Source organism: Micromonospora sp. NBRC 110038, from assembly GCF_020884815.1.
In the GTDB taxonomy this organism is placed as follows: Bacteria; Actinomycetota; Actinomycetes; order Mycobacteriales; family Micromonosporaceae; genus Micromonospora; species Micromonospora haikouensis.
In genome coordinates, this window is the sequence record NZ_BBOL01000001.1 from 401,444 (window position 1) to 427,176 (window position 25,733).

At 75.8% G+C, this 25,733-nt stretch carries 8 protein-coding genes; all 8 read left to right on the forward strand.

Going from position 1 to position 25,733, the window contains the following annotated elements:
* Positions 1-142 precede the first annotated feature (142 nt).
* The 8 genes from LPU61_RS01720 to LPU61_RS01755 are packed head-to-tail and all read left to right on the forward strand — an operon-like array spanning position 143 to position 25,718.
* On the forward strand, positions 143-373 hold the full coding sequence (locus tag LPU61_RS01720; RefSeq protein WP_229403868.1) for an MbtH family protein: 231 nt from the start codon (positions 143-145) through the stop codon (positions 371-373).
* Positions 366-8,408 (forward strand): non-ribosomal peptide synthetase, encoded by an 8,043-nt coding sequence (locus LPU61_RS01725; RefSeq protein ID WP_229403869.1) that lies wholly within the window; start codon positions 366-368, stop codon positions 8,406-8,408. The genes LPU61_RS01720 and LPU61_RS01725 overlap by 8 nt, the downstream gene beginning before the upstream one ends.
* Positions 8,405-16,213, forward strand: coding sequence for a non-ribosomal peptide synthetase (locus LPU61_RS01730; RefSeq protein ID WP_229403870.1), 7,809 nt, complete (start codon positions 8,405-8,407; stop codon positions 16,211-16,213). Before LPU61_RS01725 ends, LPU61_RS01730 begins: the two co-directional genes overlap by 4 nt.
* Positions 16,214-16,218: 5 nt before the next feature.
* Positions 16,219-18,054 carry a carbamoyltransferase C-terminal domain-containing protein gene (locus LPU61_RS01735; RefSeq protein WP_229403871.1) on the forward strand — a complete coding sequence of 612 codons (1,836 nt, stop codon included), beginning with the start codon at positions 16,219-16,221 and terminating at the stop codon, positions 18,052-18,054.
* A complete protein-coding gene (locus tag LPU61_RS01740; RefSeq protein WP_229403872.1) occupies positions 18,051-21,620 on the forward strand; it encodes a non-ribosomal peptide synthetase in 3,570 nt (1,189 codons plus the stop codon). Before LPU61_RS01735 ends, LPU61_RS01740 begins: the two co-directional genes overlap by 4 nt.
* Positions 21,601-22,803, forward strand: a complete 1,203-nt coding sequence (locus LPU61_RS01745) for a cytochrome P450 (protein ID WP_229403873.1) — start codon at positions 21,601-21,603, stop codon at positions 22,801-22,803. Before LPU61_RS01740 ends, LPU61_RS01745 begins: the two co-directional genes overlap by 20 nt.
* Positions 22,804-24,027, forward strand: coding sequence for an MFS transporter (locus tag LPU61_RS01750; protein ID WP_229403874.1), 1,224 nt, complete (start codon positions 22,804-22,806; stop codon positions 24,025-24,027).
* Positions 24,024-25,718, forward strand: coding sequence for a condensation domain-containing protein (locus LPU61_RS01755; RefSeq protein WP_229403875.1), 1,695 nt, complete (start codon positions 24,024-24,026; stop codon positions 25,716-25,718). Before LPU61_RS01750 ends, LPU61_RS01755 begins: the two co-directional genes overlap by 4 nt.
* Positions 25,719-25,733 lie beyond the last annotated feature (15 nt).

The following is a 25,733-nucleotide window of genomic DNA, read 5'->3' on the forward strand; positions in this document are numbered from 1 at the left end:
CGCCGAAACCGTTTACACCAACTGCCACTTGGTGAAGTGGCAATTTCTGGCCGCCGCCGCTATCGCCCGGCAGGATTCTCCCCGGCCGCTTCCGGGGGCTATGTGGACTCCCTGCGGCATCGATGTGGACCGGAGGCGGATCATGAATCCATTCGACGATGCGGACGGCACTTTCCTGGTGCTGGTGAACGCCGAGTCGCAGCACTCGTTGTGGCCGGAATTCGCCGAGGTGCCGGCGGGCTGGACCGTGGCATGGGGGCCGGGCGGCCGCGACGACGCGCTGCGCTTCGTCGAGGACAACTGGCAGGACATGCGGCCGAAGAGCCTCGCCCTCGCCATGGACCAGGCCGAGAACGCCGCGTTCCATGGGTGAGGACGGTCGGCGCTGGCCGTTGAGCAGCGAGCAGCAGCGGCTGTGGTTCATCGACCGGCTGGCGCCGGCCAGCGCCGCCTACCACGTGCCTGTGTCGTGGCGGCTGCGGGACGCCGTACCGCTGCCGGAGGTCGTCGCCACCGTCGGCCGCCTGCTGGCCCGGCACGACGCGCTGTTCACGGCCTTCGCGGAGGTCGACGGCGAGCCGGTGCAGCGCCTGCTGCCGGCCCGCGAACTGCCCTTGGAGGTGCACGACCTCACCGACTGCCCGGCCGCCGAGCGCGACGCCCGGTGCGCCGAGGTGGTGCGGGAGGTGTCCCGCCGACCGTTCGACCTGAGCGCCGGGCCCCTGGTCCGCGCGGCGGTGTTCGCCGTCGACGACCAGGTGCGGCTGCTCCACCTCACGTTCCACCACATCGCCGTCGACGGCCTCTCGCTGGAGATCGTCGAACGCGACCTGGCCGCCGGCCTGGGCGGCGCTCCCGTCCCGCCCCCGCCCCAGGCCGCGTACGTCGAGCACTGCGCCCGGCAGCAGGAATGGCTGGCCGGGCCGCGGGCGCAGCGGGACCTCGACCGGCGCGTCGAGCAGCTGCGGGGCGCGCCGGAGCTGCTCGAACTCGGCCGCGACCGGCCCCGGCCCCGCGACTTCACCTACCGGGGCGAGACCCTGCGGTTCACCGTGGAGCCCGGCGTCCGCGACCGGGTGCGGGCCCTGGCGGCGGGCAGCGGCGTCACGCCGTACGTGGTGCTGCTGGCGGCCTTCCACGTCTTCCTGCACCGGCAGACCGGGCAGACCGACCTCGTCGTCGGCTCGCCGGTCGCCGGCCGGGGGGACAGCCGGTTCCTGGACGTGGTCGGCCTGTTCGCCGGCACGATGGTGGCCCGCACCGACCTGGGCGGCGAGCCGACGTTCGAGGCCGTCGTGGCGCGCACCCAGGAGTCGGTGCTGGAGGCCCTGGAGCACCTCGACGTGCCGTTCGACCGGCTGGTCAACCGCCTCGTGCCGCAGCGGGTGCCCAGCCACGGCCCGCTCGTGCAGGTGCTGTTCGCGTTCCACGAGACCGGGCCGGCGGCCGGGGCCGGCGCCGCGGGCGGAGCCGGGGCGGGGGCCGGCAGGTCGTTCCTCACCCGCGAGTTCGTGCCCACGGACACGGCGAAGCTGGACCTCACGTTCACCGTCTACGACGTCGGCGACCGCTTCGACATCGAGATCGAGTACTGCACGGACCTGTTCGGCCGCGACTCGGTCGAACACTTCTTCCGGCACTGGTCGCACCTGCTGTCGAGCGCTCTCGCGCAGCCCCGGCTGGCGATCGGACACCTCGCGGCGACGGACGCCGCCGAGCGGTCGCTGATCCGGTCCTGGTCGGCGGCCGTGGAGCCGGGGGAGCCGGATGGCCCGCTGGTGCACGAGTTGGTGGGTCGGTGGGTGGATCGGTCGCCGGGTGCGGTGGCGGTGGTGTGTGGGGAGGTGGTGTTGACGTATGGGGAGTTGGGTGCGCGGTCGGATGTGGTGGCGGGGTTGTTGCGGGGGTTGGGGGTTGGTGGGGGTTCGTTGGTGGGGGTGTGTGGTGGGCGGTCGGTGGAGTTGGTGGTGTGGTGTCTGGGGGTGTTGAAGGCTGGTGGGGCGTATGTGCCGTTGGATGTTGATTATCCGGCGGAGCGGTTGTCGTGGATGTTGGCGGATTCGGGTGTGTCGGTGGTGTTGGGGGCCTCGGGTGCGGCGGGGCGGTTGCCGTCGGGTCCGTGGCGGGTGGTGGAGGTCGACGCGGAGGCCGCGGCTCCGGCTTCGGTGGAGGCGGTTCCGCCGGCGAGGGTGTCGGGCGACAGCGCGGCGTATGTGATCTACACGTCGGGGTCGACCGGCCGCCCCAAGGGCGTCACCGTGACCCACCGCAACGCGGTCCGGCTGTTCGCCTCGGCCGCCCGCGACTTCACCTTCGGCCCCGACGACGTCTGGTCCATGTTCCACAGCTCGTCGTTCGACGTCTGCGTCTGGGAGACGTGGGGCGCGCTGGGCAGCGGCGGCCGGCTCGTCGTGGTGCCCTACTGGGTCTCCCGCAGCCCCGACGACCTGTACGCGCTCGTGCGGGACGCGGGCGTGACCGTGTTCAGCCAGACCCCGTCCGCGTTCGTCCAGTTCGAGGCCGCCGACGCCCGCCTCGCCGACCCGCTGCCGCTGGCGCTGCGCTACGTCGTCTTCGCCGGTGAGGCCCTGGACCACGGGTCGGTGCGCCGGTGGGCCGGGCGGCACGGCTGGGACCGGCCGCGACTGGTCAACATGTACGGGATCACCGAGACCACCGTGCACAACACGTTCCGCGAGGTCGGGCCCGACGACCTGACCCGCGCCCTCACCCAGATCGGCCGCCCGCTGGCGGACCTGGCGATCCACGTCCTCGACGGGAACCTGCGGCCCTGCCCGGTCGGCGTCATCGGCGAGATGTACGTCGGCGGGCCCGGGGTCGCCCGGGGCTACCTCGGCCAGCCCGGACTGACCGCCGGACGCTTCGTGGCGGACCCGGTCGGCGACGAGCCGGGCGCGCGCCTCTACCGCAGCGGCGACCTGGCCCGGTGGCGTCCCGACGGGACCCTGGAGTACGCCGGCCGCGCCGACAGCCAGATCAAGATCCGGGGCTTCCGGGTGGAGCTGACCGAGATCGAGGCCGTCGCCCACCAGTTCCCCGGCGTCACCGGCACGGCCGTCACCATCCGGCCCGACGACGCGGGGGCCCCGCAGCTCATCGCGTACGTGGTGCCGGAGGCCGGGTCGACGGTGGCGGTCGCCGAGCTGCGGCAGTGGCTGGCGGACCGGCTGCCCGACTACATGGTGCCGGCGCGGTTCGTGGAGCTGGCGGCGATCCCGCTGACGCCGAGCGGCAAGACCGACCACCGGCGGCTGCCCGACCCCGTCGAGGAGGCCCGCCCCGCCGGCAGCGGCGACTACGTCCCCCCGCAGGGCCCGGTGGAGCGGCGGCTCGCCGAGATCTGGGTCGACGCGCTCGGCCCCGTCCAGGTGGGCCGGCACGACAACTTCTTCCACCTCGGCGGCGACTCGATCCGCAGCATCCGGGTGCTCGGCGCGGCCCGCGCCAGCGGCATCTCCTTCGAGCTGCAGGAGCTGTTCCACCGCCCCACGATCGCCGAACTCGCCGCCGTGTGCACGGTCGTCGACGTCCCCGACGCCCCGACGCGCCGCCCGTTCGAGCTGGTCGACGCCGCCGACCGGGCCCACCTGCCGGGCGGGCTCGTCGACGCGTACCCGATGACGGCGTTGCAGGTCGGCATGGTCTACGAGATGACCCGCGACCCGGAGCGGCTGCCGTACCACAACGTCGACAGCATGAAGGTGCGCGCGCCGTTCGAGGCCGACGCCTTCTCCCGGGCGGTCGCGCACGTCGTGCGCCGGCACCCGATCCTGCGTACGGCGCTGTCGCTCACCGACTACAGCGAACCGCTGCAGCTCGTGCACGCCGAGGCGGTCCTGCCGGTCGGCTGCGACGACCTGCGCGACCTCGACGAGGCGGCGCAGGACGAGATCGTCCGGGCCTACCTGGAGCACCAGCGGGTCACCCCGTTCGACCACGACCGCCCGCCGTTGCTGCGGATGCACGTGCACCGCCGCTCGGACGACGTGTTCCAGTGGACGCTCACCGAGCACCACGCCGTGTTCGACGGCTGGAGCCTGCACTCCACGCTCAGCGAGATCATGCGGGTCTACCAGGGCCTGCGCGACGGCGTCGAGCCGGCGGACCCGCCGCTGACCGCGCAGTACCGCGACTTCGTCGAGCTGGAACGCGCCGCCCTCACCTCGACCGAGACCGAACGGTTCTGGCGCGAGCGGCTGGCCGAACCGCCGGACACCCGCCTGCTGCGCTGGCCCGACGGGCCCGTGCCAGAGCTGCCCGGCGAGCAGCGCTTCCTGGGCGAGTGGTGGTATTCCACCGACGCCCGCCAGCGCTACGGCTCGGTGGAGACCGTGCTCAGCCCCGAGCTCTGCGCGGCGCTCGGGGACCTGGCCAACCGGTGCGGCACCCCGCTGAAGGCCCTCTTCGTCGCGGCCTGCCTGCGTACGGTCGGCTACGCCACCGGCGCGACGGACGTGCTGGTCGGCGTGACCGCCAACGGCCGGCCGGAGGAGGCCGGCGGCGACGACGTGCGGGGACTGTTCCTCAACACGCTGCCGTTCCGGCTGGCGCTGCCCGACGGCACGTGGACGGACCTGATCGCCGCGGTCTTCGCGGCCGAGCGCGACATGCTGCCGCACCGCCGCTTCCCCATGGCCGAGATGCAGCGCCGGCTCGGCATGGACCAGCCGGTCAACGTCAACTTCGTCTACAACCACTTCCACGTGATGGCCGAGATGCTCTCCGGCCGGGGCACCGAGATCCTCGACGGCAAGATCGGCAGCTTCTCCACCGTCCGCGCCGAGCCGACGAACTTCCCGCTCAACATCGGCGTCGTCCGCGACCCGGTCTCCGACCGGGTGCTGCTGGCCATGGACTTCCACACCGACGCCGTCCGGGCCGAGCAGGTCCGGCTGCTGCGCGACTGGTTCGTGGCCGCCCTGTGGGACATGGTGACCAACCCGGACCGCCGGTACCTGCGCGAGCCGCTGGCCGGCGCGGCGGAGCGGTCCCTGCTCGCCTCCTGGTCGGCGGCGGCCGCGCCGCCCCCGGCGCCGGCCGATCGCGCGCTGCTGGTGCACGAGTTGGTGGGTCGGTGGGTGGATCGGTCGCCGGGTGCGGTGGCGGTGGTGTGTGGGGAGGTGGTGTTGACGTATGGGGAGTTGGGTGCGCGGTCGGATGTGGTGGCGGGGTTGTTGCGGGGGTTGGGGGTTGGTGGGGGTTCGTTGGTGGGGGTGTGTGGTGGGCGGTCGGTGGAGTTGGTGGTGTGGTGTTTGGGGGTGTTGAAGGCTGGTGGGGCGTATGTGCCGTTGGATGTTGATTATCCGGCGGAGCGGTTGTCGTGGATGTTGGCGGATTCGGGTGTGTCGGTGGTGTTGGGGGCCTCGGGTGCGGCGGGGCGGTTGCCGTCGGGTCCGTGGCGGGTGGTGGAGGTCGACGGGGAGGCTGCGGCCGAGGTCGGTGAAGTCCCGCCGCCGGTGCCGGCGACAGGGGACAGTGCGGCGTATGTGATCTACACGTCGGGCTCGACCGGCCGCCCCAAGGGCGTCACCGTCCCGTACTCCGCCGTCGCCCGGCTGCTGCACTGGGGCGAGGAGTTCCTGACCGCCGGCCCCGACGACGTCTGGTCCATGTTCCACAGCTCGTCGTTCGACTTCTCCGTGTGGGAGATCTGGGGCGCGCTGAGCACCGGCGGCCGGGTCGTCGTGGTGCCCTACTGGGTCTCCCGCAACCCCGAGGACTTCCACCGCCTGGTCACCGACGCCGGGGTCACCGTGCTCAACCAGACCCCCTCCTCGTTCGCCCAGTTCGAGGACGTGGACTCCCGGTCCGACCGGCCCCACGCGCTGCGCTGGGTGGTCTTCGGCGGCGAGGCCCTGGAGCACGCCTCGGTGCGCCGGTGGGCCGCCCGGCACGGCTGGGACCGCCCGCGACTGGTCAACATGTACGGGATCACCGAGACCACCGTGCACGTCACCGCGCGTACCCTCGGGCCCGACGACGTCGGCGACGGCCTCAGCCGGATCGGCCGCGAGGTGGCCGGCCTGACCGCCCACGTCCTCGACCCGATGCTCGTGCCCGTGCCGCTCGGCGCGGTCGGCGAACTCTACGTCGGCGGCGCGCGGCTGGCGCGCGGGTACGTGGGGCGACCCGGACTCACGGCGGAGCGGTTCGTCGCCGACCCGTACGCCAGCCCGCCCGGCGGCCGGCTCTACCGCACCGGCGACCGGGTGCGGCTGCGCCCCGACGGCGACCTGGAGTACGCCGGCCGCGTCGACAAAATGGTCAACATCCGGGGCTTCCGGGTCGAACCCGGCGAGGTCGAGGCGACGATCGCCCGGCACCCGGACGTCGGCGCGGCCGTCGTGGTGACCCGCCCCGACGAGGCGGGACGCGCCGGGCTCGTCGGCTACGTCACCCCCGCCGGCTCCGCCACCCTCACGGCGGCGCAGGTCCGCGAGTGGCTGCGTCACCAGCTTCCCGAGTACCTGCTGCCGGCGCGGCTCGTGGTGCTCGACGCGCTGCCGCTGACCCCGACCGGGAAGGTCGACCGGGCGGCGCTGCCCGAGCCCGAACTCGACGGGTCGCTCACCGGCCCGGCCCCCCGCACCCCGGCCGAACGCATCCTGTGCGACCTCTTCGCCGAGCTGCTCGGCGTGCCGGAGCTGGGCATCGACGGCAGCTTCTTCGGCCTCGGCGGCGACAGCATCATGTCCATCCAGCTCGTCAGCCGGGCCCGCCGCGCCGGCCTGCAGCTCAAGCCGAAGGACGTCTACCAGCAGCGCACCGTGCGCGCCCTGGCCGCCGTGGCGACCACCGTGGATGGTGCCGGCGGCGGCCCCGCCGACGACGGCACCGGCACCGTGCCGCTGACGCCGATCATGGCCTGGGCCCGGGAGGAACTCGGCGGCCCGCTGGACGCGTTCAGCCAGTCGATGCTGGTGCGGGTGCCCGCCGGGCAGACCGTCGAGCGGGTCCGCGAGGCCGTGCAGGCGCTGCTCGACCACCACCCCGCGCTGCGGATGCGGGCCCGCACCGGGCCGGGCGACGAGCCGTGGGAGCTGGAGATCCCGCCCGCCGGGGCGGTACGCGCCGACGACTGCCTGCGCGTCGTCGACCTCGCCGACGCCGACGCGGCCGACCGGCCGGCGCTCATCGCCGCGCAGGCGCGGGCCGCCCGCGAGCGGCTGCGCCCCGCCGACGGCGTACTCGTGCAGGCCGTGTGGTTCGCCGCCGGCCCGCACGTCGGGAACCGGCTGCTGCTGGTCGTGCACCACTTCGCCGTCGACGGGGTGTCGTGGCGGATCCTGCTGGCCGACCTGCGCGCGGCCTGCGCCGCGCTCGACGCGGGGCGGCGGCCGGAGTTGGAGCCGGCGGGCACCACGCTGCGCAGCTGGGCGCGGCAGGTCGCGGCCCTGGCCGGGGAGCCGACCCGCGACGACGGGCCGACGCGCGACGACGGGCCAGACCGCGTCGATGCGCCGACCCGCGCCGACGAGCTGGCCGCCTGGACGCGGCTGCTGGACCGGCCCGACCCGCCCCTGGGCGACCGGCCCCTCGACCGCCGCGTCGACGTCCACGGGCGGCTGCGCAGCGTCACCCGCACCGCGTCGCCGGCCTGCACCTCCGCCGCGCTGACCACCGCACCGGCCGCCTACCGGACGGGGGTGGACGAGATCCTGCTCAGCGCGCTGGCGCTGGCGCTGCCGCCCTGGCTGGCCCGGCGGGGCCGGGGCGGCTCCGACGGGGTGCTGGTCGCCCTGGAGGGGCACGGCCGCGACGGGCTCGTGCCCGACGCCGACCTGTCCCGCACCGTCGGCTGGTTCACCCGCATCCATCCCGTCCGGCTCGACCCGGGCCCCGTCGACGGGGCGCAGGCGCGCACCGGCGGCCCGACCGTCAGCGCCGCCGTCAAGCGCGTCAAGGAGCAGCTCAACGCCCTGCCCCCGGCCGGCGGGTACGGCGTGCTGCGCTACCTCGACCCCCGGACCGGCCCCGCGCTCGCCCGGATGCCGGCCCCGCAGGTGGCCTTCAACTATCTCGGCCGGTTCCCCGCCGCCGAGCCGGACGACTGGGGTCCGGCGGAGGAGGGCCTCGTGCTGCGGGGCGGGGCCGACCCGGGCGACCCCGTGCCGCACGCCCTGGAGATCGGCGCCGTCACCGTCGACGGCCCGGCCGGGCCGCAGTTGCGTACCACCTGGTCGTGGCCGGCGGGGCTGCTGGCCGAGACCGACGTGGCCGACCTGGCCGACGACTGGCACGCCGCCCTGGAGGCCGTCGTGGCCAGCTCGGCGACACCGTCCGCCGGCGGTCACACGCCGGCGGACCTGCCGCTGGTCTCGCTGACCCAGGACGAGATCGACGACCTTGAGCAGGAACTCGCGGCGGAACAGGGAGCGGTGTCATGACGACGTCGAACATCGAGGACATCCTGCCGCTGGCGCCGTTGCAGGCCGGGATGATGTTCCACTCCTGGCAGCGCAGCGCCGGCCCGGAGGTGCAGACCGCGCAGCTCATCCTCGACCTGCACGGCCGGCTGGACGCCGCCGCGCTGAAGGCGGCGGCGGGCGGATTGCTGCGCCGGCACCCCAACCTGCGGGCCAGCTTCCGGGAACGCCGCTCCGGCGCGCCCGTGCAGGTGATCACCACGGGGGCGGGCCTGTCGTGGACGGAGGTGACCGTCGAGCCGGGGGAGGACCCCGACGCCGCCCTCGCCCGGCACACCGAGGCCGACCAGGGCCGCCGGTTCGACCTGCGGCGGGCCCCGCTGATCGTGTTCCGGCTGATCCGCGTCGACGGCGACCGGCACCGGCTCGTCGTCACGTACCACCACATCCTGCTCGACGGCTGGTCCACGTCCCTGCTGATCCGCGAGCTGTGCGCCCTCTACGAGCACGGCGGCGACGGCGCGGCGCTGCCGCCGCCGGTGCCGTACCGGGACTTCCTCGCCTGGCTCGCCGCGCAGGACCGGCCGCGCGCCGAGGCGGCCTGGCGGGCGGCGCTGGCCGACCTGGACGGGCCGACCCTCGTCGCCCCCGCCGACCCCACCCGCGCCCCCGTCTGGCCGGGCAGCCTGCCCGGCGAACTCGGGCCGCAGGACACGGCGGACCTCGTCGCGTTCGCCCGCCGGCACGACCTCACCGTCAACACCGTCGTCCAGGCCGCGTGGGCGCTGCTCGTCGGTCAGCTCACCGGGCGCTCCGACGTGACGTTCGGCGCGGCCGTGTCCGGGCGGCCCCCCGAGCTGGCCGGCGCGGAGAGCATGGTCGGCCTGCTGATGAACGTCGTGCCGGTGCGCGTGCGGCTGCGCCGCGACGAACCGCTGTCGGCGCTGCTGACGCGGATCCAGCACGAGCAGGCGCACCTCATCGAACACCACCACCTGGGCCTCGCCGACGTGCAGAAGGTCGCCGGGACGGGCGAGCTGTTCGACACCTGCGTCGCGTTCGAGAACTTCCCCGAGTCCGGTGAGCTGCGCTGCGGGCCGCTGCGCGTCGAAGCGGGCGCGGACGACGCCGCCCACTACCCGCTGAGCCTCAACGCGGCGGCCGGCACCCGGCTGCGGCTGCGGCTGTCGTACCGGCCGGACCTGTTCCCGGCGGCCTTCGCCCGGGGCCTGCTGCGCCGGTTCACCCGGCTGCTGACGGACCTGCCCGCCGCGACGGCGACCCGCACCGGGCGGCTCGACCTGCTCGGCGTCGAGGAGCGGCACCGGCTGTCGACCCAGTCCCGCAACCCCGACCCGGTGCCCGTGGCGACGCTGCCGGCCCTGGTGGAGGCGTGGGCCGCCCGCACCCCCGACGCGGTCGCCGTGCGCTGCGGCGCGCGCAGGCTGACGTACGCCGAACTGAACGCCGACGCGAACCGGCTCGCCCACGCGCTCGTCGCCCGGGGGATCGGCCCGGAGCGGCTCGTCGCGCTCGCCCTGCCGCGCGGCATCGACCTCGTCACCGCGATCCTCGCCGTCACCAAGGCCGGCGGCGGCTACCTGCCGGTCGACCCGGAGTACCCGCGCCCCCGCGTCGAGCAGATGCTGGCCGACGCCGAGCCGGCCTGCGTGGTGTTCGCCGGGGCGGACGCCGCGCCGGTGGCCCGCGCCGCCGCGGAGGCCGCCGGGCTGTCCCGCCTCGACCTGCGCGACCCGGCGCTGGCGGCGGAGCTGGCCGGACGCCCGGACCGCGACCCGACCGACGGGGACCGCCGCGTCCCCCTGCTGCCGACCCACCCCGCGTACGTGATCTTCACGTCCGGGTCCACCGGGCGCCCCAAGGGCGTCGTCGTCACCCACCGGGGCGTCAGCAGCCTGGCCGCCACCCAGGCCGCCCACCTCGGCGTCGACGGGCGGGCCCGGGTCCTCCAGTTCGCCTCGCCCAGCTTCGACGCCTCCTTCTGGGAGCTGTGCATGGCGCTGACCTGCGGCGCGGCGCTGGTCGTGCCGACCGAGCGGCTGCTCGTCGGCGAGCCGCTCGCCGAGTGCGTCCGGGCGCACGGGGTCACCCACGCGACGCTGCCCCCGGCGGTGCTCACCCAGCTCGCCGTGCAGCCGCTGCCGACCCTGCGCTCCCTGGTGCTGGCCGGCGAGGCGCTGCCCGCCGAACTGGTGACCCGCTGGGCGCCGGGCCGCCGCATGGTCAACGCGTACGGCCCGACGGAGACGACGGTGTGCGCCACCATCAGCGCCGACCTGCGCGCCGACCGGGTCGAGGCCGGGGCCGCCGTGCCCATCGGCCGCCCGGTGCGCAACTGCCAGGTGTACGTCCTCGACGACAGCCTGCGGCTCGTCCCCGCCGGGGTGGCCGGCGAGCTGTACGTGTCGGGGCGGGCGCTGGCCCGCGGCTACCTGCGCCGGCCGGGGCTGACCGCGACCCGGTTCGTCGCCGACCCGTACTCGGGGCCGGGCGAGCGGATGTTCCGCACCGGCGACCTGGTGCGCTGGCGTCCCGACGGGGAGCTGGAGTTCGTCGGCCGGGTCGACGACCAGGTGAAGGTGCGGGGGCACCGCATCGAGCCCGGCGAGGTGGAGGCGGTGCTGACCCGCCACGACGCCGTCGCCCAGGCGGCGGTGGTCGTCCGCGAGGTCGGCACGGGCGGCCGGCAGCTGGTCGCGTACCTGGTCGGGACGGCGGGCGGACCCGCCCCCGACCCGGCGGCCGTGCGCGCCTTCGTCGCCGCCCACCTGCCCGAGTTCATGGTGCCGAACATCTTCGTGCGGCTCGCGGCCCTGCCCTTGACCCCCAACGGGAAGGTCGACCGGCTGGCCCTGCCCGCGCCCGGCCAGGAGCCCGCCCCCGGCGACGACCTGCCGGGCACGGCCACCGAGAAGCTGCTGTGCGACCTGTTCGCCGAGGTCCTCGGCGTGCCCACCGTCGGCGTGGGGGACAGCTTCTTCGGCCTCGGCGGCGACAGCATCTCGTCGATCCAGCTCGTGAGCCGGGCGCAGAGCGCGGGGCTGGCCATCCGGCCCCGGGACGTCGTCGCCCACCCGACCGTCGCGCGGCTGGCCGCCGCCGCCGACCTGGCCGCCGACGTCGCCGCCGACCGCACCCGCGACGCCGCCGTCGCCCGCGCCGACGACGGGGTCGGCGAGCTGGACCCGACGCCGATCATGGAGTGGCTGCGGGCGGCCGGCGGGCCGGTGGACGGCTACTACCAGTCCATGGTGGTGCGCGTGCCGGCCGGGCTCACCGAGGCCGACCTGCGCGCCGCCGTGCAGGCGGTCCTCGACCGGCACGACACGCTGCGGATGCGGCTGGACCGGCCGTCCTGCCCCGACGGCCCGTGGCGGCTCGACGTGGCCGCGCCGGGCAGCGTGCCGGCCGCCTCGGTGCTGACCCGGGTGCCCGTCGACCCGGCCGATCCGGAGCCGGCCCTGCGGGCGGTCGTGGCCGCGCACGCCCGCGCGACGCAGGCCCGGCTCGCGCCGGCCGCGCGGGTCATGCTCCAGGCCGTCTGGTTCGACGCCGGCCCGCAGGCCCGGGGCCGGCTGCTGCTGGCCGCCCACCACCTCGCCGTCGACGCCACCTCCTGGGGGATCCTGCTGCCCGACCTGGCCGCCGCGTGGGCGGCCGCGTCGGCCGGCGCCCGGCCCGAGCTGGCCCCGGTCACCACCTCGTTCCGGCGGTGGTCGGCGCTGCTCGCCGAGGAGGCGACCCGGCCGGCGCGCACCGCCGAGCTGGACCTGTGGCGCGGGGCGCTGGCGGCACCCCCGCCGCCCGTCGGCACCCGCCCGGCCGACCCGGCCCGGGACACCGCCCGCACCGCCCGCAGCCTGGCCCAGACCGTGCCGGCGGAGCTGTCGGCGGCGCTGCTGCGCCGCGTCCCCGACGCGTACCACGCCGGGGTCGACGAGGTGCTGCTGGCCGCGCTGACCATCGCGGTCGCGTCCGCCCGGCCCGGCGGGCTGCTCGTCGACGTCGAGAGCCACGGCCGGCAGCCGCTGACCGAGCACGTCGACCTCGCCCGCACCGTCGGCTGGTTCACCAGCCTGTTCCCGCTGCGGGTGGACCCGGCCGGCGTGGACTGGGCGGACGTGTGGGCGGCCGGGGCGGGCGTCGGCACCGTCGTCAGGGAGGTCAAGGAGCGGCTGCGGGCCGTGCCCGACAACGGCATCGGGTACGGGCTGCTGCGCCACCTCAACCCGGCCACCGGCCCCGAACTCGCCGGGCTGGGCCGCCCGCAGCTCGGCTTCAACTACCTGGGCCGGCTGAGCGGCGCGGCGGAGGCCGACTGGACCCCCATCGCGCAGGACGCCCTCGGCGGCGACGTCGACGCGGACATGCCGCTGCCGCACGCCGTGTCGCTGAACGCCGTGGCCGTGGACGCCGCCGACGGGCCCCACCTGCGGGCCACCTGGACCTGGGCCGGCGACGCCGTGCCCGAGCACCGGGTCCGCGAGCTGGCCGACGCGTGGCTGCGCGCGCTACGGGTGCTGGCCGACAGCGCGGCGACCCCGGCGGCGGGCCGGATCCCGTCGGACTTCGACCTGGTCGACGTCGGGCAGGCCGAACTCGACGCCATCGGGGCCGAGTACCCGCGCCTGACGGACCTGCTGCCGCTCGCGCCGCTGCAGGAGGGCATCCTCTACCACGCCACGTACGCCGGGGCCGGCGCGGACGTCTACACCGCCCAGCTCACCCTGGAGCTGACCGGCCGGCTCGACCCGCAGGCACTGCGCCGCGCCGCCCAGGGCCTGCTCGCCCGGCATCCGCACCTCGGGGCGGCGTTCCGGCAGCGGCTCGCCGGCCCACCGGTGCAGGTCATCGGCGACGGCGTGGAGCTGCCGTGGCAGGAGACCGACCTGTCGGCGCTGCCCGACGCGGAACGCGACGCCGAGGCCGCCCGGATCGCCGACACCGAACGGCGGCGGCGATTCGACCCGGCCCGGCCGCCGCTGCTGCGGTTCAGCCTGGTCCGGCTCGACGCCGAGCGGCACCGCCTCGACTTCACCCACCACCACATCCTCCTCGACGGCTGGTCGCTGTCGCTGGTGGTGCGCGACCTCATCGCCCTCTACGAGCACCACCGGGGGGCCGCCGCCCCGCCGCCGCCCGTGCCGTTCCGCAGCTACCTGGCGTGGGTGGCCCGGCAGGACCGGTCCGCCGCCGAGGCGGCGTGGCGGGAGGCGCTGGGCGGGCTGGCCGAGCCGACCCTGCTGGCCGGGCCGGGCGCGGCGCACCCGACGGCGCTGCCGCGCGACGTCGACCTGGAGCTGGACGAGGAGCTGACGGCAACGCTGACCGCCCTGGCCCGGTCGCGCGGCGTGACCGTGAACACCGTGCTCCAGGGGGCCTGGGGCGTGCTGCTCGGCTACCTCACCGGCCGCGCCGACGTGGTGTTCGGCACGCCGGTGGCGGGACGCCCGCCGGACCTGCCCGGCGTCGACAAGATGGTCGGGCTGTTCCTCAACACGCTGCCGGTGCGGGTGCGCACCGGCCCGGGGGAGACGTTCGGCGACCTGCTGACCCGGCTGCACGGCGAACAGTCGGCCCTCGTGCCGCACCAGCACCTCGGGCTGGGCGCGGTGCAGCGGCTCGCCGGCACCCAGGGCACCCTCTTCGACACCCTGTACGTGTTCGAGAACTACCCCGTCGCGCTCGACGGCGCCCCGGCCGTGGGCGAGGCCCGGATCACCGCCGTGGCGGGCCGCGACGCCACCCACTACCCGCTGGCCGTCGTCGTGCTGCCCGGCACCCGGATGCGCGTCCGCGTCAGCCACCAGCCCGACCTGGTCGACGCGGCGACGGCGACGGCGGTGCTGGAGCGGCTGGCGGCGCTGCTGCGGGCGGTCGTCGCCGAACCGGGCACTCCGGTCGCGCGGCTCGCCCCGCTCACCGGCGCGGAGCTGCGCCTACTCGCGGACGCCAACGACACCGCCCACCCGGTAGAGGCCGCCGACGACCCGGCCGCGCCGCGCACCCTCGTCGGCCTGGTCGAGGCGCAGGCGCGGCGCACCCCCGACGCGGTCGCCGTCCGCTGCGGCGACGAGGAGCTGACCTACGCCGCCCTCGACGCCGCCGCCAACCGGCTGGCCCACCTGCTGATCGCGCGCGGGGCCGGCCCGGAGCGGGTGGTGGCCGTCGGGCTGCCCCGCTCCCCGGCCAGCCTCGTGGCGATCCTCGCCGCCGTGAAGGCGGGCGCGGCGTACCTGCCGGTGGACCCGGACTACCCGGCCGCGCGGCGGGCGCTCATGGTCCGCGACAGCGCGGCCGTCTGCGTCGTCGCGACCCGGGACACCGCCGGACAGCTGGTCGCCGACGGCTGCCCCGCCGACCGCTGCGTCGCCGTCGACGACCCGGCCGTGGTGGACCTGCTCGACCGGCAACCCGCCACCGCACCCACCGACCGGGACCGGCGCGCGCCGCTGCGCCCTCAGCACCCCGCCTACGTCATCTACACGTCCGGCTCGACCGGGCGGCCCAAGGGGGTGGTCGTCCCGCACGCCGGCATCGTCAACCGGCTGCGCTGGATGCAGCAGGAGTACGGGCTGACCGCCGCCGACCGGGTCCTGCACAAGACCAGCCTCAGCTTCGACGTGTCCGTGTGGGAGATGTTCTGGCCGCTGTCCACCGGCGCGGCGGTCGTCGTCGCCGACGCCGAGGAACAGCGCGACCCGACCCGGCTGGCCCGGCTGATCGCCCGGCACGGGGTCACCACCGCACACTTCGTGCCGTCGGTGCTCGCCGCGTTCCTGGCCGAGCCGGTCGCCGCGCACTGCGCCGGCCTGCGCCGGGTGATCTGCAGCGGCGAGGCCCTCGACCCCGACCTGGCGCACCGCTTCCACGCCACCTGCGGCGCGGAGCTGCACAACCTGTACGGGCCCACCGAGGCGTCCGTGGACGTCACGTACTGGCCCGTGCCGGCCGGCGCACGCCCGGCGTACGTGCCGATCGGCCGGCCCATCTGGAACACCCGGGTGCACGTGCTCGACGGCTGCCTGCGCCCCGTACCGCCGGGCGTGGTGGGCGACCTCTACCTGGCCGGCGTCGGCCTGGCCCGGGGCTACCTGGGCCGGCCCGCCCTGACCGCCGGGCGGTTCCTGGCCGACCCGTTCGGCGGCCCGGGGGAGCGGATGTACCGCACCGGCGACCGGGCGGCCTGGGACGCCGCCGGCCAGGTGGTGTTCCACGGGCGCGACGACCAGCAGGTGAAGGTGCGGGGCTTCCGCGTCGAGCTGGGCGAGATCGACGTCGCGCTGGCCCGCTGCGCGGGCGTGGCCGCCGCGGCGACGACGGTCCGGGAGGACGTGCCGGGCATCCGCCGCGTCGTCGGCTACGTGGTGCCGCAGCCGGGAACCCCGTTCGACCCGGCCCGGCTGCGCGCCGAGCTGGCGGCGAGCCTGCCGGCGTACCTGGTGCCGGCGGCGCTCGTCGAACTCGCCGCGCTGCCGCTCGCGCCGAACGGCAAGCTCGACCGCGCCGCCCTGCCCGCGCCGCTGCCGCCGGCCGCCGAAGCCGCCAGACCCGAGGCTGATGCCGGTGCGGTCACCGCCTGGGAGGCCCGGCTGTGCGCGCTGTTCGGCGAGGTGCTCGGCGTGCCCGCCGGGGTCGACGACGACTTCTTCGACCTCGGCGGGGACTCGCTCACGGCGATGCGGCTGGTGCACGGCGTCGAGGCGCTCGGCGTCGACCTGGAGGTCCTGGAACTGATGCTGCACCCCACCCCCGGCCGACTGGCCGCGCACCTGCCCGAACCCACCCCTGCGAACGAAGGTTGACGACAATGCTGACGCTGGGATTCAGCGGCCTCGACCGCGGCACGGCGCTCAAGCGCGCGATACTCGGCGACGGGTGGCGGCGGGAACAACGGATCGTCCAGGGCCTCGACTCTGCGGCGGCCCTGGTCGACGAGACCGGGGTGATCGCCGCCGCCGCGCAGGAACGCTACGACGGCGACAAGGGCACCGGCCGCTTCCCCCGCGACGCGATCGACGCCTGCCTGCGGGCGGCCGGTGCGACGATGCGCGACGTCGAGGTCGTCGCCCACGGCTTCCGGTACGAGCCGTCCCCCGTCTGGCGGCTCGACCACCTCGCCACCCGGTGGTACGAGGAGGTGTACGCCCAGCGCGTCCAGCGGGAGACCTTCCGCGCCCACTACCCGCCCGCCGTCGCCGAACCCCGCTTCGTCCACGTGCGCCACCACGTGGCCCACGCCGCCAGCAGCTACTACCTCAGCGGCTTCGACGAGGCGCTGGTGGTCGTGGCCGACGGCATGGGCGAGCAGGAGTCGCTGACCGTGTTCGAGGGCCGGGGCGCGTCGCTCGACCAGTGCGGCAGCTACCCGATCATGAGTTCGCTGGGCATCCTCTACAGCGTCTTCACGCACTACCTGGGCTTCCAACCCGGCATGGACGAATACAAGGTGATGGGCCTGGCCCCGTACGGGGACCGGCAGCGCTACCGGGGCCCGCTCGACGAGTTCGTCCGGCTCGACCCCGACGGCCGGTTCGCCGTGCCGCTGCTGTCGGCCAACAAGTCCCCGATGGAACGCGAGACGCACCAGGGCGTGCTGCGCCGGCTGGAGGAGAAGCTCGGCCCGGCGCGCGAGCCCGACGCCGAGCTGGCGCAGCACCACATGGACGTGGCCGCCGCCCTCCAGGACGCGCTGGAACGGACGCTGCTGCACGTGCTCACCGAGTACCGCCGCCGCACCGGGCTGCGCCGGCTCTGCCTGGCCGGCGGCGTCGCGCTCAACTGCTCCGCCAACGGGGTGATCCTGCGCAGCGGCCTCTTCGACGAGGTGTTCGTGCAGCCCGCCGCCGGTGACGACGGCACCGCCCTGGGCGCGGCCCTGGCCGCGCTGCGCGAGGCGCGGCCGGCGGCGCCGGCCGGCATGGACATGCCGTACTGGGGGGACGACCTCGCCGCCGCCGACGTCGCGGCGGCGCTGCGCGACCTCGGCCCCGGCTTCGCCGTCGCGCGGCACGCCGAGGAGGACCTGGTCCGCGAGACCGTCGCGCTGATCGAGGGCGGTGCCACGGTGGCGCTGTGCCAGGGCCGGATGGAGTTCGGCCCGCGCGCCCTGGGCAACCGCAGCATCCTCGCCGACCCGCGCTCGCCGACGATGCGCGCCCACCTCAACACGGTGGTCAAGCAGCGCGAGGAGTTCCGCCCGTTCGCCCCGGCGGTGCCCGTGGAGGACGCCGCCACCTACTTCGACATCCCGCCGGGGACGCAGGCGGCGTTCCGGCACATGCTGATGGTCACCGGCGTGCGGGAGCCCTACCGGGACCGGCTGCCCGCCGTCACCCACGTCGACGGGTCCGCCCGGGTGCAGGTGGTGCAGCGCGAGTCCGCGCCGCTGTTCTGGGGGCTGCTGCGCGAGATGGGCCGCCGGACGGGGCTGCCGGTGCTGGTCAACACGTCGTTCAACCTGCGGGGTCAGCCGATCGTCCGCACCCCCGCCGAGGCGGTCGCCACGTTCGCCCGGTCCACCCTGGACGCGCTCGTCCTCGGCGACCACCTGGTCCGGCGCACCGGCACGGGCGCCGGGGCGGACGGGGGCGCGGGCGCCGGGGCGGGGCGCGACGCCGGTGCCGACGCGGGGAGGACCGCGTGAGTATCGACAACCAGCCGGCGACGGCCGACGCCGCGCCGTACGCCGAGATCGTGCACGCCGCCTTCGGGCAGGTGCTGCGGCGGGACCGGATCGACCCGGCCGCCGACTTCTTCGACCTCGGCGGGCAGTCCCTCCAGGCCGTCGAGGTGGCCCTCGAACTGCGCCGGCGCACCGGCATCGCCGTCGACCTGGACCTGCTGTTCACCTGCCGCCGGCCCGTCGACGTGGCCGCGCACCTCGCCCGGCACGCGCCGTCGGCGCGCGAGACCCCGATGTCGCCCACCGAGGAGCGGCTGCTGTTCTCCGACCGGCTGCACCCGGGCTCGCCGCTGTACTGCGTCCCGGTGCGCTACCGGTTCGCCGGCGACGTCGACGCCGAGGCGCTGCGCGCCGCGCTGCAGGACCTGGTGGACCGGCACGAGGCGCTGCGCACCTGCTTCACGGCGGACGGCCGGCGGCTGGTCCGGTCGGCCGCCGCGCTGCCGTGGACGGTCGTGGACCTGTCCGGGGAGGAGCCCGCGCGGGCCGCCGCCGAGGCCCGCCGGTACGTCGCGGAGGAGGCCCGCCGCCCGGTGCCCACCGACGTGCCGCCCCTGGCGCGCGCCTGCCTCGTCACCGAGCCCGGGGACCGCGCGGTCCTGCTGCTCACCCTGCACCACCTGATCGCCGACCAGCACTCGCTGGACCTGCTCGACCGCCAGCTCCAGCAGTCGTACGGCGAACGCGTCGGCCTGGCCCGGGACCTGCCGCCGCTGCGCCGCCGGGGCCTGGCCGGACGCCCCGACGCGGCGGCGGCGCGCGCCCACTGGCGGGGGCAGCTCGCCGGGCTGGGCGGCCGGATGGCGCTGCCGGCCGACCGGCCGCGCCCCGACGTGGTGGGCCCGGCCGGCGAGGTGGTGACCGCCCCGGTCGACGCCGCGCTGGTCGCCCGCCTCACCGAACTGGCGACGGCCTGCGCGGCGTCGGAGTTCATGGTGCTGCTCGCCGCGTACGCGGCGTTCCTCGCCCGGGCCGCCGCGCCCGGCGGCGCGGCGCATGCGCCGGAGGTCGTGGTCGGCGCGCCGCTGGGCGGGCGGACGGCCGACGACGAGGACACGGTCGGCATGTTCGTCAACGTCCTGCCCGTCCGGGTGCGCGTCGGGCCCGACACCACCTTCCGGCAGCTCGTCACGCAGGTGCGCGGGCAGGTCAGCGCGGCGCTGGCCTACCAGTGGACGCCGTTGCAGGAGCTGGTGGCCGACGCGACCGCCGCCGCCGGTGCGGCCGGGCACCCGCTGACCCAGGTCAGCATCTCGCACGTCGACGACCGCGCCTGGCACTGGGCCCCGGCCGGGGCCACCGCCGCCCGCGACGTCCTGTCGACCGGCACCGCCAAGTACGAGCTGCTGTGGACGGTCACCACCGGCGCGACGGCGGCGACGTCGGCGCTGGAGGCCGCCGCGGACCTGTTCACCCGGGGCCGGGCCGAGGAGCTGCACGGCCGGCTGCTGGCCGACCTCACCCGGCTCAGCGCCGCCCCGGACGCCCCCGTCGCGGCGACGCTGTCCGTCCCGGAGACCCCGCCCGCGCCGGTCGCGGCGGCTCCGTCGGTCGCGTCGGCCCCGTCCCGGCCCGCCGGCCGGGTCCCCGGCGGGTACACCCGCCAGCCCGTCGACCGGCCGGTGCACGAGCTGGTTTCGCAGCGGGCGCGCGCCTACCCGGAGGCGGTCGCCGTCCGGCACGGCGGGAAGAGCCTGAGCTACGGCGAGCTGGACGCCGCCGCCGCCGGGCTCGCGGGGCACCTGGTCGAGGCGGGCGTACGGCCGGGGGACCGGGTCGCCGTGGCCGCCGAGCGGGGCGCGGACGCGGTCACCGCGTTCCTGGCCGTGCTGCGCGCCGGGGCGGCGTACGTGCCCGTCGACGTGGCCCAGCCGCCCGCCCGCAGCCGGACGATCCTGCGCGACAGCGGCGTGCGGCTCGCCCTGTGCCAGCCGGGCGCGCAGGAGCACGTGCCGGCCGGGGTGCCGACCGTCGACCTGGCCGCCGCGCTGGCCGGGGCCGCCGACCGGCCCGCGTCGCCGCCGGTGGCGGTGACCGTCCGGCATCCCGCGTACGTCATGTACACCTCCGGCTCCACCGGGACGCCGAAGGGCGTGGTGGTGCCGCACGAGGCGATCCTGCGGCTGGTGCCGCGCTCCAACTTCCTGAGCCTGCACCCGGAGGACGTCGTCGCGCACCTGTCGAACACCGCCTTCGACGCGGCCACCCTGGAGGTCTGGGGCGCGCTGTGCGCGGGCGCGACGCTGGCGGTGGTGCCCCGCGAGGTGGCCCTGTCGCCGCACCGGATGGGGCGGTTCCTCGCCGACACCGGCGTGAGCGTCATGTTCACCACGAACGCGCTGCTCAACGCCATCGTCGCGCACGTGCCCGACGCGTTCGCCGGCCTGCGGGTGCTGCTCATCGGCGGCGACCAGTACGCGCTGGAGCCGGTGCGGCGGATGCTGGCCGCAGGCGCACCGCAGCACCTCGTCAACGCGTACGGGCCGACGGAGAACACCACCTTCTCCGCCGCCCACGAGGTGACCGCCGCCGACCTGGACCGGGGTGTCCTGCCGATCGGCGGGGCCATCGACGGCACGTACCTGCGGGTCCTCGACGACCGGCTGGCCCCCGTCGCGCCCGGCGGCACCGGCGAGCTGTACGTCGGCGGCCAGGGGCTGGCCGACGGCTACGTGGGCGACCCGGGGCGCACCGGCGCCGCGTTCGTCGCCGACCCGTACGCCGTCGAGCCCGGCGCGCGGCTCTACCGCACCGGCGACCTGGTGCGGCTGCTGCCCGACGGCGGCGTCGTGTTCCTCGGCCGCCGCGACGACCAGGTCAAGGTCAGCGGGTTCCGGGTCGAGCTGGGCGAGGTGGAGCGGGTCCTCGGCGACTGCCCCGGGGTGGGCGAGGGCGCGGTGCTGGCGGTCGCCGCCGCCGACGCCGTGGAGCTGGTCGCCGTGCTGACCGGCCCGGCCGACCCGGGCGAGGTGCGGGAGTTCCTGCGGGCCAACCTGCCGGCGTACATGGTGCCGGCGCGCTGCCACCGGGTGCGGCGGCTGCCGACGACCAACAACGGCAAGGTGGACCGGCCGGCGCTGCTGGCGGAGCTGGGCCGCGCCGCTGCCCCGGATCCGGCCGCTGCCCCGGCCCCGGATCCGGACACGCCACCCGCCCCGGCCGACGGTTCGCCCACACCCGGCGCACCGGCCACCGCCGACGACCCGGTCGCCGCCGGGCTCGCCGACATCTGGCGGGACCTGCTGGGGGTCGCCGACGTCGCCGCCGACAGCCACTTCTTCGCGCTGGGCGGCACCTCCATCAAGGCCCTGCACCTGGTCGGCGCGGTGCACCGGCGCTTCGGCGTGGACCTGCGGATCGTCACCGTGTTCCGCCGGCCCGCCTTCGCCGAGCTGGCCCGGGAGATCACCGACCTGACCCGCGAGAGCACCGACCTGGCCCGCGAGACGACCGACCTGGCCGGGGAGAGCACCGACCTGGCCGGGACCGAGCGGAGGGGGCACGGCGATGGACCTGGGCGACCCTGACCTCTACCTCGACCCCGGCCGGTTCGCCCGCTGGCGCGACCACGCCGCCAGCGACGCCGTGCTGTGGAGCGAGGCCGGCACGTCGCCGGGCGGCTTCTGGTCGGTGTTCTCGCTGGCCGGCTGCCGCGCGATCCTCGCGCCGAAGGCGCCGTTCACCTCCGAGTACGGGATGATGATCGGCTTCGACCGCGACCACCCCGACAAGGCGGGCGGCGGGATGCTCGTGGTCGCCGACGGACCCCAGCACGGCCGGCTGCGCAGCGTGATCATGCCGTTCCTGTCCCGGGCGATGGCCGAGTCCCTCGACGACGTCGTCCGGCAGGAGGTGCGCCGGCTCGTCGCCGACGCCGTCTCGGCCGGCGGTGTCGATGTCGCCGCCTCGCTCGGGCCGGTGATCCCGGCGAGCGTCGTCTGCCGGATCCTCGGCGTGCCGGCGGACGACCGCGACATGCTCATCGAGCTGACCAACCACGCGTTCGGCGGCGCGGACGACACCTTCGACCGGATGTCGCCGGAGGCGGCCCACTCGGAGATGATCCTCTACCTCGCCGACCTGGTGGCCGACCGGCGACGCAGCCCGGGCGACGACCTGATCAGCGCGCTGGCCGCCGACAGCCGCTTCGACCTGCGCGAGGTGCTCCTCAACTGCGACAACGTCCTCGTCGGCGGCAACGAGACGACCCGCCACGCGATCGCCGGCTGCTTCCACGCGCTCGCCACGTCGCCGGGGACCCTCGCCGGCCTGCGGGCCGACCCGGGCCTCGTCGGGCCGGTCGTCGAGGAGGTCATCCGGTGGACGTCGCCCGCGATGCACGTGCTGCGGGTCGCCACCGACGACGTCGACCTGCCCGGCCAGCGGGTGTCGACCGGCGACGCGGTCGTGGCGTGGCTGCCGGCGGCCAACCGGGACCCCCGCCACTTCGACGCCCCCGACGAGTTCCGCCCCGGCCGCGCCGCCAACCACCTGGGCTTCGGGTACGGTCCGCACCACTGCCTGGGCGCGGCGCTGGCCCGGCTGGAACTGCGGGCGCTGCTGCTCGCCCTGGCCGAGTTCGCGGGGGCGGTGGCCGTGCTCGGGGAGCCGGTGCCGCTGCGCTCCAACCTGGTCCACGGCTATCGCCACCTTCAGGTGCGGCTGGAACCCGTCGGCCGCCCCGCCAACCACCGAGAGGCGCTGAGTTGAGTGACCGCGTTCAGGGACGGCCGGTTTCGGCGGCTGTACATCGGCGACGCACTGTCGGGCTTCGGCGACACCGCGCTGCTGCTGGCCCTCGGCATCTGGGTCAAGGACCTCACCGGCAGCAACTCGGCCGCCGGCGTGGTCTTCCTGGCCATGGGCCTGCCGGTGCTGTTCGCCCCGCTGGCCGGGCGGCAGATCGACCGGGTACGCCGCAAGACGCTGCTGATGGTCACCAACGGCATCGCCGGGCTGGTGGTGCTGGCGCTGCTCGGGGTGCGCAGCGCCGAGGACACCTGGATCATCTACGCCGTCGCCATCGTGCACGGCTGCGTCGCCACGGTGCTCACCGCGGGGCGCAACGCCCTGCTCAAGGACCTGCTGCCCGACCGTGACCTGCCGTCGGCCAACGCGGCGTTCGGCACGCTGTTCGGGTTCACCCGCATCCTCGCGCCGCTGGTCGGCTCCGGCATCTACGCCGCGTTCGGCGGCCACCTGCTGGCGCTGATCGACGCGCTGACCTTCCTCGCCGCCATCACCGCGCTCGCGTCCGTACGCGTCGCCGAGTCGCCGCCGGAACCCACCGGCGAACGGTTCGGCACGGAGCTGCTCGCCGGCCTGCGGCACATCCGGTCGGTCCCGCTGCTGTCCCAGGTCACCCTGGTCAGCGCCGTCGCGTTCGGGGCGGTGGGGTTCCTGGAGCCGATCATCTTCGTGGTGGTCGAGGACGGGCTGCACCGGCCGGCGGCGTTCTTCGGGGTGATCGTCAGCGTCCAGGGCATCGGCTCCATCGCCGCCGGCTTCACCGGCGCGTGGCTGCTGCGCCGCGCCGGCGAGGCCCGGGCCATCGGCGGGGCGCTGGTCGGCCTGGGGATCGGCTGCGCCGCCCTGGCCGTCGGCGCGACCCCCGTCGTGCTGGGCGGGGCGATCGGGATCGGGCTCGCGGTCACCTGGTTCTCGATCGGCTGGAACACCCTGCTGCAACGGCACACCCCCTCGCGGCTGCTGGGCCGGGTCTTCACCACGGCGGGCATGCTGGTGACGGTCCCGCAGACGGCGTGCATCGGGGTGGCCGCCGTCCTCATCGGCGTCGTGGACTACCGCGTCCTGCTGGCCGTCCTGTCGCTGGTGATCCTGCTGTCCGGGCTGCGGCTGCTGACCCGCCCGAAGCCGACGCCCATGCCCGCCGAGGAGAAGACCGACCAGACCGAGCTGGGGGTGGCCCCGTGACCACGGCCGAGACCTCGACCGCCCACCGGACGGTGCGGGTGCCCTTCGCGGGGCACCGCGCGGGCCGCTGGCCGATGCCCCACGGGCAGAGCAACGTCTTCGACTGGATGCCGCACGAGGGCACCGGTGCGGTGTTCGTCGTCCACGCCGACCTGCCCGCCGGCCGCACCGTCGACGACGTGCTCGAAGCGGCCGGCGCGCTGGTGTCCCGGCACGAGGGGCTGCGGACGGTCTACGAGGTGGGTCCCGGCGTCGAGCGGGCCCAGGTGGTGTCCCGGTCCGGCCACGTCGAGGTGACGCTGCTCGAACTCGGGCCGCAGGCGCGCGACCGCACCTGGATCACCGATCCGCCCCGCCCGTTCGACCACGGTGCCGACTTCCCCGTCCGGATGGCGGTCACCACCGACGCCGGGGTGCCGGTGCGGGCCGTCTTCGAGTTCTCCCACACCGTCGCGGACCTGGTGGGGGCGAACATCGTGCTGGACGAGTTCGTCGGGCTCGTCGCCACGCCCGCCGACCGCACGGCGGCCCCGCCGGCCTGGCAGCCCGCCGACCAGGCCGAGTACGAGCGGACCCCCGAGGCCCGCCGCCGGATGGCGAGGACGCTCGACTACTGGCGCCGGCAACTGCACACCCTGCCGCCCTGCCTCGTCTCCACCCCGGCCCGCCGCCAGGGGCCGCCGGAGCACCGGCTCGCGACGCTGCGCTCCACCCCCGTCGCCGCGGCCCTCGCCGAGATCGCCAAGCGGGCCAGGGTCACCCCGGCCAGCGTCCTCGTCACCACCACGGCGACGCTGCTGTGCTGGTGGACCGACACCGACCGGGCGATGCTGGAGGCCCTCTACAGCAACCGGGCGCTGCCCCGCATGCAAGACTTCGTCGGCAGCATCGCGCAGAGCGCGCTGGTCCCGTTCGCGCCGGCCCCCTCGTTCCACGAGACCCTGCGGCAGACGCACCTCAACATCTTCAACGCCTACCAGTACGCCTACTTCGACGCGACCGCCGTGGAGGAGCTGGTCCAGTCGATCGGCTCCCAGCGGGGCTGCCAACGACACCGCGACCTCGTGATCAACGACATGAGCACCTCCCGGGGCGGCGTCTTCGACGGGCGGGCCGGGGTGCCGGTGCGGGGCACCGAGGTGGAGAGCGGCCTGGAGACGCAGACCACCGGCCCGGTGCAGCTCGTCATCCTGCGTACCCGGCCCACCGTCGTGGTCGGCCTCACCCACGACGTACGGCACGTCACCACCGACGAGGCAGCGGAGCTGCTGTGGTCGATGGAGCGGATCCTGCTGACCGCCGCCGAGCGGGACATCGACTACGACCGGCTCGGTGACCTGGTCGGACTCGACCGGGTCGAGCGCGGCGACAACTGGGTGGAGATCGACTCCGCCTGGATCGACCTCGCCGAAAGCGAGCGGGTGCTCCGGGAGGCGACCGGCGACCCGTACGCCAGGCTCGTGCTGCGGAACGGGCCCGTCGGCGCCCGGTCGCTCGTCGGGTACGCCGCCCCGGCCGACCCGCGCGTCGACCCGCGCGACGTGCACCGGGCGATCATGGCGACGCTCGGCGGCCGGCACGGCGCGACCGCCCCCGACTCGTACGTCCTCTGCGCCCACCCGCCCCGTCGACCCGAGGACCCGGCCGCCTGGCAGGCGCAGCCGTTCCGCGCGGCGGGCACGGGCAGGTAAGCGGGCACGGGCACG